Source organism: Acinetobacter haemolyticus CIP 64.3 = MTCC 9819, assembly GCF_000369065.1.
GTDB lineage: Bacteria > Pseudomonadota > Gammaproteobacteria > Pseudomonadales > Moraxellaceae > Acinetobacter > Acinetobacter haemolyticus.
Genome location: NZ_KB849799.1, coordinates 410277 through 423354, shown reverse-complemented (window position 1 = coordinate 423354; position 13078 = coordinate 410277). Strand labels below are relative to the sequence as shown.

Annotated in this window: 15 protein-coding genes and 2 pseudogenes; 9 read left to right on the top strand and 8 right to left on the bottom strand. The window is 37.3% G+C overall.

What is annotated here, in order from left to right; translation table 11 throughout:
* Positions 1-343 precede the first annotated feature (343 nt).
* The 3 genes from F927_RS17160 to F927_RS02035 all read left to right on the top strand — a co-directional run bounded on the left by F927_RS17160 (position 344) and on the right by F927_RS02035 (position 1816).
* Entirely contained in the window at positions 344-505 is a 162-nt protein-coding gene (locus F927_RS17160) for a hypothetical protein (RefSeq protein ID WP_004638809.1), read from the top strand.
* 113 nt (positions 506-618) lie between these two features.
* Positions 619-1053 carry an I78 family peptidase inhibitor gene (locus tag F927_RS02040; protein WP_005081013.1) on the top strand — a complete coding sequence of 145 codons (435 nt, stop codon included), beginning with the start codon at positions 619-621 and terminating at the stop codon, positions 1051-1053.
* A 199-nt stretch (positions 1054-1252) separates the two neighbouring features.
* Entirely contained in the window at positions 1253-1816 is a 564-nt protein-coding gene (locus tag F927_RS02035; RefSeq protein ID WP_005081011.1) for an FxsA family protein, read from the top strand.
* Between the two features lie 45 nt (positions 1817-1861).
* Here the strand turns inward: F927_RS02035 and F927_RS17155 are convergent, their stop codons facing one another.
* Complete coding sequence (locus F927_RS17155; protein ID WP_004638813.1) at positions 1862-2035, bottom strand: hypothetical protein; 174 nt, start codon at positions 2033-2035, stop codon at positions 1862-1864.
* 240 nt (positions 2036-2275) lie between these two features.
* On the opposite strand from F927_RS17155, the gene F927_RS02030 reads away from it, so the two are divergent.
* Entirely contained in the window at positions 2276-2533 is a 258-nt protein-coding gene (locus F927_RS02030) for a hypothetical protein (RefSeq protein WP_171055746.1), read from the top strand.
* 71 nt (positions 2534-2604) lie between these two features.
* On the opposite strand, the gene metK is transcribed toward F927_RS02030, so the two are convergent.
* The gene (gene metK, locus F927_RS02025; protein WP_004638816.1) at positions 2605-3771 is read right to left on the bottom strand and encodes a methionine adenosyltransferase; all 1167 of its coding nucleotides are present in this window, start codon (positions 3769-3771) and stop codon (positions 2605-2607) included.
* Between the two features lie 381 nt (positions 3772-4152).
* Between metK and tkt the strand changes: the two genes are divergently transcribed.
* On the top strand, positions 4153-6141 hold the full coding sequence (gene tkt, locus F927_RS02020) for a transketolase (protein ID WP_005081009.1): 1989 nt from the start codon (positions 4153-4155) through the stop codon (positions 6139-6141).
* 139 nt (positions 6142-6280) lie between these two features.
* Positions 6281-6682, top strand: a pseudogene (locus F927_RS02015) (hypothetical protein); the annotation flags it as partial.
* A 25-nt stretch (positions 6683-6707) separates the two neighbouring features.
* Here F927_RS02015 and F927_RS02010 read toward each other — a convergent pair.
* The gene (locus F927_RS02010; RefSeq protein WP_020846310.1) at positions 6708-7640 is read right to left on the bottom strand and encodes an IS5-like element IS17 family transposase; all 933 of its coding nucleotides are present in this window, start codon (positions 7638-7640) and stop codon (positions 6708-6710) included.
* A gap of 57 nt (positions 7641-7697) precedes the next feature.
* On the opposite strand from F927_RS02010, the pseudogene F927_RS17330 reads away from it, so the two are divergent.
* Positions 7698-7961: pseudogene (locus F927_RS17330) on the top strand (hypothetical protein); the annotation flags it as partial.
* A 36-nt stretch (positions 7962-7997) separates the two neighbouring features.
* Here the strand turns inward: F927_RS17330 and F927_RS02000 are convergent.
* Together F927_RS02000 and F927_RS01995 are read right to left on the bottom strand one after the other, a co-directional pair.
* Positions 7998-8408 carry an OsmC family protein gene (locus F927_RS02000; RefSeq protein WP_005081004.1) on the bottom strand — a complete coding sequence of 137 codons (411 nt, stop codon included), beginning with the start codon at positions 8406-8408 and terminating at the stop codon, positions 7998-8000.
* Between the two features lie 109 nt (positions 8409-8517).
* The gene (locus F927_RS01995) at positions 8518-9609 is read right to left on the bottom strand and encodes an AOC03_06830 family ribosome hibernation factor (RefSeq protein ID WP_005081001.1); all 1092 of its coding nucleotides are present in this window, start codon (positions 9607-9609) and stop codon (positions 8518-8520) included.
* Positions 9610-9882: 273 nt separating this feature from the next.
* On the opposite strand from F927_RS01995, the gene F927_RS01990 reads away from it, so the two are divergent.
* Complete coding sequence (locus F927_RS01990; RefSeq protein ID WP_004638828.1) at positions 9883-10464, top strand: YceI family protein; 582 nt, start codon at positions 9883-9885, stop codon at positions 10462-10464.
* A gap of 80 nt (positions 10465-10544) precedes the next feature.
* Here the strand turns inward: F927_RS01990 and F927_RS01985 are convergent, their stop codons facing one another.
* The 3 genes from F927_RS01985 to F927_RS01975 all read right to left on the bottom strand — a co-directional run bounded on the left by F927_RS01985 (position 10545) and on the right by F927_RS01975 (position 12165).
* On the bottom strand, positions 10545-11084 hold the full coding sequence (locus F927_RS01985; protein ID WP_005080999.1) for a GNAT family N-acetyltransferase: 540 nt from the start codon (positions 11082-11084) through the stop codon (positions 10545-10547).
* Positions 11085-11115: 31 nt separating this feature from the next.
* The gene (locus F927_RS01980) at positions 11116-11373 is read right to left on the bottom strand and encodes a YjhX family toxin (RefSeq protein WP_005080997.1); all 258 of its coding nucleotides are present in this window, start codon (positions 11371-11373) and stop codon (positions 11116-11118) included.
* Between the two features lie 258 nt (positions 11374-11631).
* Positions 11632-12165 carry a lecithin retinol acyltransferase family protein gene (locus tag F927_RS01975; RefSeq protein ID WP_004638832.1) on the bottom strand — a complete coding sequence of 178 codons (534 nt, stop codon included), beginning with the start codon at positions 12163-12165 and terminating at the stop codon, positions 11632-11634.
* Positions 12166-12323: 158 nt separating this feature from the next.
* Between F927_RS01975 and F927_RS01970 the strand changes: the two genes are divergently transcribed.
* On the top strand, positions 12324-13058 hold the full coding sequence (locus tag F927_RS01970; protein WP_005080995.1) for a phosphodiester glycosidase family protein: 735 nt from the start codon (positions 12324-12326) through the stop codon (positions 13056-13058).
* Positions 13059-13078 lie beyond the last annotated feature (20 nt).

The window sequence follows — 13078 nt, the reverse complement described above, 5'->3', positions numbered from 1 at the left end:
TAAATGGGTATACGACCTTTTGCTAATTTCATTTCATTATTTTTTTAGGCAAATTAATAAGTGTAGTACATTTAAAGAGTGCTAAAGTGATGGAAAACTTAGAACCGTATGCTCATGGGTTTGAGCAAGAGATACATGTACATTGTTGTAAGCGATCTATGGGAACGTTGTTGTTTAGTCTAGTGATTTTGATTGCAACGAGTCTCTGAGAGATAAAGCACCTTCATGGTGCTTTTTATTTATGCAGTATTTCTATTCGTTGAATGAATGATCACCTATATTTATTTTTAATAATCGTGCTTTTTATTTAATATGTAAGGCTTATAGTAAAAGGAATAAGCCAATGGACATTATACAAATAAAAGATTTTTCTGCTGAAAAGGGATATACGAAAGCGATTATTGCAATGGATGAGTGGATAAGCGCAGCACCCTATTTTTATATGATTAAGGATCACTATTTAGTTGATGAGGCTATTCGGCTAGAGTATGTGATTATTCAGTAATTAAGCAAAACTATGAGTTTAGATCAGAAATAATACTTTCTGTTTCAAATCATAGACATAATAATTTATCATTTTTGATATCTTATTTTTTTCAAATTTAAGAATTCAAACTTATGAAAAAGATCTTATTTTTAGGTTTAATGATGACTTCACTTGCCGCATGTACATCTACACCAAGCAGTGAAATGACACCACCAAAAATTGGAATGGCGAATCCTGCAAGTAAATATTGTGTTGAACAGGGTGGTCAACTAGAAATTCGCAACGAAGCAAATGGACAAGTTGGTTACTGTAAACTACCAAATGGTCAAGTGGTTGAAGAGTGGGAGCTTTTCCGTGCGAGCCAACCTAAATGTTTAGCTGATGAAGCACAAAAATTAGTCGGTCAAACAGGTTTAACGGAAGCACAAATTAAAGAAAAAACCAAATCTGAAATTGTACGTAGTATCGGACCAAATCAACCTGTAACGATGGACTATCGTGAAAATCGTGTTACGGTTACCGTAGATCCAAAATCTAAAAAGATTACCCATGCAAGTTGTGGTTAAAACATAAATCATTTATGGCTCTCAATTAAAAATATTTGATTGGGAGCTTTTTTATATCTGTGAAACATCGAAGACTTGATAAATCCAAAAAAGTACCCATCTCTTTAATTAGTTATTTTTTATTTGCTGTACTGGCTTTACTTTTATAAACTCTGTGCTGCACATTTTTTCAACCTTCTGAGATAGACGAAGCTTTGACATGAATCTACTTCTTATCGTGGTATTTGGCACAATTGCTGAAGTTTTAGTATGGATCGGCGTGGGCGACCTTGTGGGGAGTATGTGGTACGTATTCTTCTGGTTTATTATCGCCTTCTTTATCGGTCTAAATATTATGCGTTCAAGCACGTCAAGTATTATGCCGCCGCAATTACAACAAATGCAAATGACAGGGCAGCTTGGTGGTGATCCAGCAGTAACGAAAAAGATAGCACTGGCTATGTCTGGTTTCTTATTAATGATTCCAGGATTAATTTCAGATGTGTTAGCTGTACTCGTGCTTATTCCTGCTGTTCAAACAGGTCTTCGTAATGCATTAATGAAAACCATGGCAAAACGTCAGCAAGCGATGATGGATCAAATGATGAATGGAATGGGTGGCGGTGCTGCAGGACAAAATCCTTTTGCTGATATGATGCGCCAAATGCAAGAGATGCAAAGACAGCAAGGTGGCGGTCAGTATCAAGATTCAACCATCATTGATGGTGAAGCAAGAGAAGTAAAACCAGAGCAAAAGAAAATTGAATTTAAAGATGTAAATTAAAATATAAACAAATGACAAAAGCACACTTCAAAATAGTGTGTTTTTTTATTGCTCATCTTTTGATTTAAGTGGCTTTTCTTCTGCTTCTGAGGTGGTTTTGGGGATTTGAGGTTGGTATTGGCTGGTTGTGAGCGTAGTAACTTTATTTTCCGATTGTTTGTAACTGCGACTACGATTGGCGCGCTCTCGAAATCCGCCTTTGTTAATCAGTTGGGTCATCAGATTTGATCCTGTAATCAAGTTTTAAAAAAGTATTTTAGCAAACAATTGCTTTGTAATCACATTGAGTACAGTTCTGTATGCAAGTCAAATATCACATAAAATTGTCATAAAATTTTGTTACTTTGATTTTACATCTGAGTAATCTTGATTGAATTCTTATTTTTTTTCTCATAGGATGAAGTTATGGTCGTAAAACTGCTACCAAATGAAAATAAAAAATAAGAAGTGGGAGGATAAATGATGTTATCTCAATATCATTGTGCGTGTTGTGACAAGGTTGTTGCATCGACAGACAAAGAGTGTCCGTATTGCGGTTCACAACATATTCGTAGTCCATATGGCTTATGGATGTTTTGTATTGCTGCTTGTTTAGTTGTGGTGGTGATTGCCAAAGTTGTACATGTTTATGTTCAGCAGAACCATGAAGATCAAGTCATGCAAAAAAATTCACTATTTGAAATTTTTAAACATGAAAATACACATCCCAAAAACTAGATATTTTCACTAGGAATAAAAAAAGCTCACAGCTTGTACTGTGAGCTTTGAGCTACTCTAAGATTTGAGGATTACAATCCTGCGGCATCTTTTAGGATGTCAACTTTATCTGTTTTTTCCCATGTAAATGCAGTGTCAGAGCCTTCACGACCGAAATGACCATAAGCTGCTGTTTGTTTGTACATCGGTTGAATCAGATTTAGCATACGTGTAATGCCATAAGGACGTAAGTCAAAATGTTCACGAACCAATTGCACGATTAACTCGTCTGATACTTTGCCTGTATTAAAAGTATTGATCGAGATAGATGTCGGTTCTGCAACACCAATTGCATAACTTACTTGGATTTCACATTTGTCAGCTAAACCAGCGGCAACAATGTTTTTTGCAACATAACGGCCAGCATAAGCAGCTGAACGGTCCACTTTCGATGGATCTTTACCAGAGAAAGCACCGCCGCCATGACGTGCCATACCGCCGTAGGTATCTACAATAATTTTACGACCAGTTAAACCACAGTCACCAACAGGACCGCCAATCACAAACATACCCGTTGGGTTAATGTGGAATTTAGTTCCAGCATGAAACATCTCAGCAGGAATGATTGGTTTAACAATTTCTTCAATCACTGCTTCTTTGAGTTGAATTTGTGAAATTTCGGGGTCATGTTGAGTTGAGAGTACAACTGCATCTAAGCGCACAGGTCTGCCATTTTCATAAGCAAATGTTACTTGGCTTTTCGCATCTGGACGTAACCAAGGTAGAGCACCTGAACGGCGTAATTCAGCTTGGCGTTCCATTAAACGGTGTGCATAAGAGATTGGGGCAGGCATGAGTACATCTGTCTCACGGCTTGCATAACCAAACATAAGACCTTGGTCACCAGCACCTTGATCTTCTGGCTTTTGACGATCAACACCTTGAGCAATCTCAGGAGATTGTTTACCGATCATGTTGATTACAGCACAGGTTGAACCATCAAAACCCAAATCTGAGTGGTGATAACCAATACCATTTACGGTTTGACGTACAATCGCTTCAAAGTCCACATTTGCAGTTGTTGTGATTTCACCAGCAAGAACAACAGCACCTGTTTTTACTAATGTTTCACAAGCGACACGCGCATACGGGTCTTCTTTTAGGATTGCATCTAAAATCGCATCACTAATCTGGTCAGCCATTTTATCTGGATGACCTTCGCTTACAGATTCTGAAGTAAAAACAGCATACTCGCGCATGAACGTCCTATCATTGGTATTTTCAAAAAGACAGAGTATGTTACATCGACTTGGCGGATAGGACTAGCATAAGCTGACCAAAAAGCATGAATTTATTTCATTTTCATTGTGTTTTTATTGATATGTGTATCAGAAAAACTAATATTAAAGCTTTAATTGATAAAGTTTTTCTGAATTGCTGATGTACTTTTTGAAAGAATACCTTTGAACAAATGTTTATCCTGTGAGCATTTACATAAAGAATTGTATTTGAACGATCAAAATATAAGAAATATCGTGTATTGCACTTTACCCCATCTTGTTTTTTTAAGACAATAGTCGCAGTTTTTGAAAGATGTTTTCTCATCTTCTTTTCTTATTGATTTAATCGGATTCTGACTTATGACAACCCCTTTAAATGAACGTCGTATTGCAAATGCAATTCGTGTCTTGGCTATGGATGCTGTGCAACAAGCAAACTCAGGGCATCCTGGTGCTCCAATGGGGATGGCAGATATCGCTGACGTAGTTTGGCGTGAATTTTTAAATCACAACCCGACAAACCCACAATGGGCAAACCGTGACCGTTTCGTATTGTCAAATGGTCATGGCTCAATGTTGCAATATGCGTTGCTACATTTGACGGGATATGATTTGTCTATTGAAGATTTAAAACAATTCCGTCAATTACACTCTAAAACTCCTGGTCATCCAGAATTAGGCTATGCACCGGGTATTGAAACGACAACTGGTCCGTTAGGTCAGGGTATTGCCAATGCAGTTGGTTTTGCTTTAGCTGAAAAAACTTTAGCTGCACAATTTAACAAAGATGGTTTAAACGTTGTTGATCACTTCACTTACTGTTTCTTAGGTGATGGCTGCTTGATGGAAGGTATTTCACATGAAGCATGTTCACTTGCAGGGACTTTAGGTCTTGGTAAGCTCGTTGTTTACTATGATGACAATGGTATTTCGATTGACGGTGAAGTTGAAGGTTGGTTTAGTGACGATACTGAACAGCGCTTTAATGCTTATGGCTGGCAAGTACTTCGTGTAGACGGGCATGATGCTGATGCAATTCGCCAAGCAACTGTTGAAGCGAAAGCAGAAAGCAATAAACCAACGATCATTATCTGTAAAACGATTATTGGTTTAGGTTCACCGAATAAACAAGGTAAAGAAGATTGCCACGGTGCACCACTTGGTAAAGATGAGATTGCTTTAACGCGTGAAGCATTGGGCTGGAAAGAAGATGCATTCGTAATTCCTGAAGATGTTTATGCTGCTTGGGATGCAAAAGCGAAAGGTCAAACTTCTGAAGCCGCTTGGAATGAATTGTTTGCTCAATACCAAGCAAAATATCCAACTGAAGCAACTGAATTGCTACGTCGTATCAACGGTGACTTACCTGCTGATTTTGCTGCAAAAGCAGATGCTTTCATTGCTGAAACTAATGCTAAAGCTGAAACCATTGCGACACGTAAAGCAAGCCAAAATACATTGCAAGCATTTGGTCCATTACTTCCTGAATTATTGGGTGGTTCTGCCGATTTAGCTGGTTCTAACTTAACGCTTTGGAAAGGTTGCCAAGGCGTACAAGAAAATCCAGCGGGCAACTATGTTTACTATGGTGTTCGTGAATTCGGTATGACGGCAATTGCAAACGGTGTAGCTTTACACGGTGGTTTTGTTCCTTACGTTGCTACATTCTTGATGTTTATGGAATATGCACGTAATGCAGTGCGTATGTCAGCATTAATGAAGCAACGCGTGATTCATGTTTATACGCATGACTCAATTGGTTTAGGTGAAGATGGTCCTACGCATCAACCAATCGAACAAATTGCATCATTGCGCGGTACACCAAACTTAAATACTTGGCGTCCATGTGACACAGTTGAAGCTGCTGTTTCTTGGAAATCTGCGCTTGAGCGTAAAGATGGTCCGACAGCACTCATTTTCTCTCGTCAAAACTTACCATTCCAAGCACGTAATGAAGCTCAAATTCAAAACGTTGCAAAAGGTGGTTATGTGCTTGCTGAAGAAAAAGGTGAGTTGAAAGCAATCATCATTGCGACTGGTTCTGAAGTTTCATTGGCAATGGAAGCATATGCACAACTTGAAGGTGTGCGTGTCGTGTCTATGCCATGTGCTGAAGAATTCATGAAGCAAGATGCTGCATACCGTGAAGCTGTATTACCTGCACATATTCGTGCACGTGTAGCGGTTGAAGCTGCTCATGTGGATTACTGGTGGAAATTTGTTGGTTTAGATGGCAAAGTGATCGGTATGACCACTTACGGCGAATCTGCACCAGCAAAAGACTTGTTCCAGTTCTTCGGTATTACGACTGAAGCTGTTGTTGCTGCGGTTAAAGAACTGACTGCTTAATGATTAAGTGGTATAAAAAAGCGTCCTGATTAAGGACGCTTTTTTTACATATTGAATTGAGTTTCTTAAAAACAATAGTGATAGAAAGTTAAAGAAATTATTAAATATTCTTTTGTTCTATAGGTGAATTATAATTATTATGAGTTACATATACCCACATTTATTTTCAATAATTTGTAGAATCGCTGCCAACCGTACTTATTATTTTGAGTGTGATGATTGGCGTTTAAAACTTAGAGAAGCTTTATTTGAACAAAGTACCATGGCTGATCTCGGTATAGGTTTTGATACAGAAATACTTTTTACAGAAGATCCAAAACAAAATTTATGTAAGTATCAACTACTTAAATATACAGACAATTTAATTCAGAGTTTGAAAGATATAGAAGATTTATCTGCTTGGCGATTCTTTGGGATAGAGTGTATTGATGAATATGAAACACGATCTTTAAAGTTGGCAAGCTTAGAGCTTGTTCAGTCTTTTGAAAAAACAGAAATTTTTCCACTACATAGGGGTTTTGTTGCACAAAGATTTGAAATGCAAAGCGCCCCTAATTGAGCCAAATTTAAGGCGTAACTTGGGTAAGTGGTCGACCTAATTCCGTAAACCTGTTGAGGACTGCTACACGTGCATGAATTTCATTCACCTGACTAGGAAAGCTTCTTGCCATTAATTTATCGCCTAATAATTTAATGCAATGCATCTTGGTTTCCACCAAACTTCGTCGATGATAGCCTGACCATTTTTTCCATAGTCTCCTGCCTAAACGTTTAACTGTTCGAAGTAATTCATTTCGTTCTAGCGAGCTGATCTTTGTATCTTTCCATGGTTTCGCATTTTTTCTAGGTGGAATCACCGCATGCGCTTGCCGATCTGCAATGACCTGACGGCATTGCTTGGTGTCATAAGCTCCATCGGTATAAACAGAGTCAATCTGCTCATCTTGTGGAATCTGATCGAGTAAATCACCAAGCACTTGTGAATCACTGACATTATTTGTAGTGAGTTGAATAGCGCGTATTTGAAGGGTTTCAGCATCTATACCAATATGTAGTTTACGCCATTGGCGACGATATTCAGGTCCATGTTTCTTGCGTTTCCATTCGCCCTCACCTAGAAACTTCATGCCTGTAGAGTCTATGAGTAGATGCAGCCCATCGCTACTTTTTTGGTAGCTGATTGCAATATCAATATGCTTTTGTCTTCTACAAAGCGTACTGTAATCTGGTGCGGTCCAATTTAATCCACAAAGTTTAATCAGACTTTGCACAAAGCCAGTGACCATACGTAAAGATAGACGGAATAAGGATTTAATCATTAAGCAGCATTGGATAGCTGCGTCGGAGTAGGTTTGATTTCGCCCTTGTTTGCCTTTTGATGGAGCATACCATTGCGTAGCAGGATCAAACCAAATGGCAATATTTCCGCGACTCATGAGTGCTCGGTTATATGCGGGCCAATTGGTTGTGCGGTAGATTTTGTGTGTAGGCTTCTTCATTTGAAAATTATATCGCTGAAAAAGCTTTTACAGATAGGTTTGTGCAACAAAGCCCTACATAGGTCTAAAATTATAGAAATGATTAACATGCTTCTAATACATAAGTATGGTTATGAGTTAAGAAGCGTTGATGAAAAATATATTAAATTGGACGAGAAGCAGGGAGTATTCTATTGTCCAGATGACGAGAGTGAAGTGAATTGGTATGACTTAACGTATATGGTTATAAGTTTAGAAGCAAAACAAGTTATTCCTATAAATATATTGGATGAATTCAAATGTCAGGAACTGAATTATCAGTTTAATATTAGTTTTTTATAAATATGGTTTTTAAAATAAAAACCATATTTATATTGCTTACCCGATGCTTAATTCACTCTGAATCGAAATATTTGACGTTAATAACTTATGAATCGGGCAGCTTTCCGCGACTTTTAATAAACGTTTGTGCTGATCGTCAGTAAATTCACCTTTAAGCACAATTTTACGCTCGATATTGTTATGACCTGATTCATGTTGACCATTTGGGTTTAAACTCAAATCAACTTGAACGTGGTCAAGTTTAATTCCTTTGTGTTTAGCGTACATTTCCAAGGTAATGGTAGTGCAAGCACCTAAAGCAGAAAGTAAAAGCTGAACAGGGTTGGGTGCTGTATCTTGACCACCTTTATCAGCAGGCTCATCCGCATGCCATGTATGACCAGATTCATCAGTCAGTGTTACGCGATAAGGGGTCAAAGTGCTTTCAGCTTGTACAGAATAAGTCATGATTTACCTTGTTGTTGGTATAAATGATTAAGCATATCTCAAAAGTGTTGCTTATTGGATGAAAATAAGGACATTAAAGCCCTTATTTTCAATGAGTTTGAGTATTTTATTAATAGCGCGCCTTGGCTAATAGGTTAGCATTTTGATCTAAAAACTCAGCATCTAAGAAATGAGCTTTACCACCATGATGGATTACCGTCGATAATATATCATCTACTATATCATCAGTCGTCGTCGTACCAGTATCAAGTTCAACAGTAGACGTTGCTGAATCAATATTCGCTGGCTGTATGTAACCTTTTTTAATAAAGATTTGGTCAAGGCGACCCTCATTTGCAGCACGGTAAATTGATGATAAATCCTCAATCAATAAATTCTGACTCTTTGCTTGATTGATTTCAGTTTGAGCAACTTCCTGAAGTTTGGTTCGGTATAAATTTACTTGCTCTTGGGCTTCTTCAATAATCAGGCGTGCTTCTGCTTCTAAGTTTGCACTGTTAGTAACAGTGGCGACAATTGCATTTGGATTGTCACAGACTTGTTGATAGAAAGAGACGGTACGCTCATCACCAACGACAATAATTGGTAAAGGATTTTGTTTATAGACTTCCTGAACGCTTTTATCAACACGATTTAGAAACTCTTTGATATAGTTTTCTTCTTTGGTTGCGTTTGAACGATCATTTGAGCTCGTTGTATAAAGATGCGTGTTTTCTAATGGGAATTCTAATCCTTGAAGTTCATCTTCTTGATTAAACTCATGTACGAGCTGATCGTTAAATACTTCAAATAATCGCCCATTCATTCTTGAAACAATCACCATGTAATAATGCACAGAACTGTTCAATTCACGGAGAATGTCTCGTGTAGCAAAATGTTGATCAATAATGACTCGTGGTTTTACCTTGAAAGGGAAGTTGAAAATTTGAGTACTTTCAGGTGTTGAGAAGATTGCTAAAGTATCGAGATTATAATTGTGATCATGCTCCGAAAGCTCTTTCTCAATTTGCTCTAATCGCGTCTGAACTTCACGCTTATCATGGGCTTCAGATAAGCGAGTTTCTAATTCTTTGAGTGCATTTTTTAATGCAATTGCATCTTGCTGGTTATCTGGAAAAGTTCGATGTGTTGGAACAAAAATGCTGATCGCTGGATTGGCTTGAACCGTGTTTAATTGATCAAATACTTGTTGTAAATTCATGATGTTTCCTCTAAATGAAAATATTTAAAAATTTTTTAAAGGTGATTAATTTTTATAACATCGTTTGCTAAAAACCACGGTTAAAAAATGATAAGTTTTGTATAGCTCGAATTTGTGTAAGTTATGCTTTATTGTTGTTTGTGTGATTTATTTATCTATATAGATGTATAATCGTTGCAAAAATAAAACACTGTGTCATAAATCAACCGCAGTTTATTCCTACACTTTTCTACTACAATCAATGAAATTTTGAAAAAATGATTCGAGGATGCCATGAACAGATTAAAAACGTTATCTCTAGGTGTATGTTTAGTATTAGGTTCAACACTAGTACAAGCGAAGGCTGTTGATTACAAAATTGATCCTACTCACACAGCGACGGTTTTTAGCTGGAACCATTTCGGTTTTTCTACACCAAGTGCAAATTTCACTGATATTCAAGGTGTAATTAAAGTTGATAATGCAAAACCAGAAAATTCTTCAGTAAATGTGACGATCCCAGTTAGCAGCGTAAATACAAATGTTGTTGCACTGGACAAAGAATTCCAAGAAGAAGCTTGGTTTAATGCAGCAAAATATCCAAACATCACTTTTAAGAGTACGAAAGTTGAAACTAAGGATAAAAAGCACTTCAAAATTACAGGTGATTTGACTGTTAAAGGTGTGACCAAGCCTGTGGTATTGGATGCGGTATTAAATAAACAGGGGGAGCATCCAATGGCAAAAGTTCCTGCGATTGGTTTTAATGCAACCACTTCATTTGATCGTTCAGCATTTGGTATTGGAAATTACGTACCGAATGTTGGTGACAAGATCACTGTAAATATTACAACTGAAGCAACTGCTGCTAAGTAATATTTAACAAATAATAAAAAGCTCAGGTGAATACCTGAGCTTTTTGTTTTGATGAAGAAAAATTTTAATGCTTAGCTCGATTATTCTGTCGCATTGAATGCATCTGAATATGTAACATTGCCTGTCGGTGTATGATCATAAAAAGGCAAAACTTGAAAATATTCAGCAGGCACACCATCCAGAATTAGTTTTGGATCTGCTTTAAATCCAAATCGACCATAATATTGAGGATCTCCAAGCAATACACAGCCCAAAGCGTCTAGATCTTTTAATGCTTCAAGGCCTGCATGTATTAACTTCGCTCCAACACCTTTACCCTGAAAATCAGGCAGTACCGAAATAGGCCCTAAACCATACCAGCCAGTTGTAGCATCTGATATTTGAACAGGCGAAAATGCAATATGCCCGATAACCTGATGATCACTTTCAGCAACCAGTGAAAGTGTTAGTTGGTTAGAATCTCTTAATGCATTTACAATGAACTGCTCTGTATGACTCGAATACTCCTCACGCTCAAAAGCTAATCGAGTTAAATCAAAAATAGCATTTATATCGGTTGGATTTTCATCACGAATAATTAGATTCATATTCATTTTCTCTTGAGTGTCTTGATCTAACATGTCACAAATTTGTTCGATCAAAGGTTTTATATTAACGATTGTCTAATTGTGGGTGCACTGATCTAAGCCCGTGTAAATTGATTTGATAGGGCTGTCCATTAAGTGATTTGATCAGTTTCTTCTTTTTTAACTTGTTGAATGTTTCAAGACTACAATCAGATAGCAAGAAACCTTCTCGGCTGTAACACTCTACAGCGATAGTTTGACCAGTATCATTACGAAGTTTTACGATTTTTCCGCCTTTAGCTAAGACGTGTAGAGTCCTTTGTTCGGACTTAGATAGGTTCATGTTGTATCCAGATATAAGTAATCATAAGCAAAGTTAAGCTTTTAAAAGCCAATAAAATCGCGTCGATAACCTATTTCAATATGCTATTGAAATACGATTATCAGATTACTGCTATCTCCAACATAAAATCCTCGATGAGAAGTAGATTGATACGAAATGTACCGAATGGAAATATTCTATAGAAACTGATAATAGAAGTAAATATCGATGTGCATATAGCCTATGCTTGAAAACCCGTTTTCAACACCAGTTGAACTATTATTTTTTCGAATTTTTTTCTTTAAGTTGTAAGTAGATTGGGATAGGTTTCTTTGCTTGCTTTTTCAGCATGAGTTTAATGTATAACGCAATCGCAAAGCAGGCTGTTGCAACTGTAAGCATAAGGCTATTCATATAACTCATCAGTGAGCTTACATAACCAATCGTCGTTAGTCTTCGTTGCATACGCTCAACCTGGGTGCTGGACTCAATCCCTGTGATTGCCCAAGTGCATAGATGTTCGCAATTGTTGATAATTAAATGATAGTTATTTTCATGCATGCGAGAACGCATCCGTTTTACAACAACTTTTGCTTTATAACGAGGTGAGGGGTAATGTCGAATGTAAATGGGTTTACCACGAGCAAAACGCTGAAGGGTTGTCATTTCAATCGGATGTTTTTTAAAGATATGAGCAAAACCAGAGTAATGAATCACACGTCCACGGCCCGCATAGATTCCATGATGGCTGTAGCCAAAATGTTTGACAATGAGGTGAGCGCCGAGCGGAAAGCGTCGATGTTTTTGTTGCATGCGGATACAAGGTCTTTGTATTTACACTTGTATTCTAATCAAAAAAAATGAATCAATCGAGTACCTTTGTGGATTGATTCGCATGAATGTGTTTGGAGATTGTATCTGGGGTTTGCGTTATATTGAGCGAGTTGTATTTATTCAAAATAGAGATATCTATGAGAACAGGTTTTTTGATATTACTCACATTATTGGCTATGCCGAATGCTTTTGCTATGCAGCATCACGTTTATCAATTTGAACGTGTTGATTATAGCGTGGTAGAGGTTCAAGACCTCAATGTGTTGAAGCTCTATTTAAAAAGCCCAAAAACTAATCGTTATTATCACAAGTTTTCTAATATTCAAAGTGAGTTACAAGCGTGCGAGCGTTTAGACTTTGCCATGAATGCGGGCATGTATCATCCGGATTTCCAACCTGTTGGCTTATATATAGAAGATGGAAATGAAGTGGTTGCATTAAATGAAGATCGTGGTTTTGGAAATTTCTTTATGCAGCCCAATGGCGTGTTAGCTTGGAATCAAACACAAGCAATCATAAAAACAACATCTGAATATAAACAGCACAGCTTTGATGCCATATATGCAACTCAGTCTGGTCCGATGTTGGTTTATGATGGAAAGATAAATCCTAAATTTTTGCCTGATTCAAATTCTTTGAAAGTTCGTAATGGTGTGGGCATCAAAGATAATACATTGTATTTTGTTATATCACAGCAACGCGTGAGTTTTTATCAGTTTGCACAATTTTTCAAACAACAATTGTCAGTAGAGGATGCTTTATACCTTGATGGTTCTATTTCAAGTTTTTATTCTGCAAAAACAAAACAACATGATCGTTTGATGAATTTAGGGCCGATTGTGGCGGGGGTAAAGCGAGATGAATGTAGGTAGTACCTAATCCCTTTATGAGA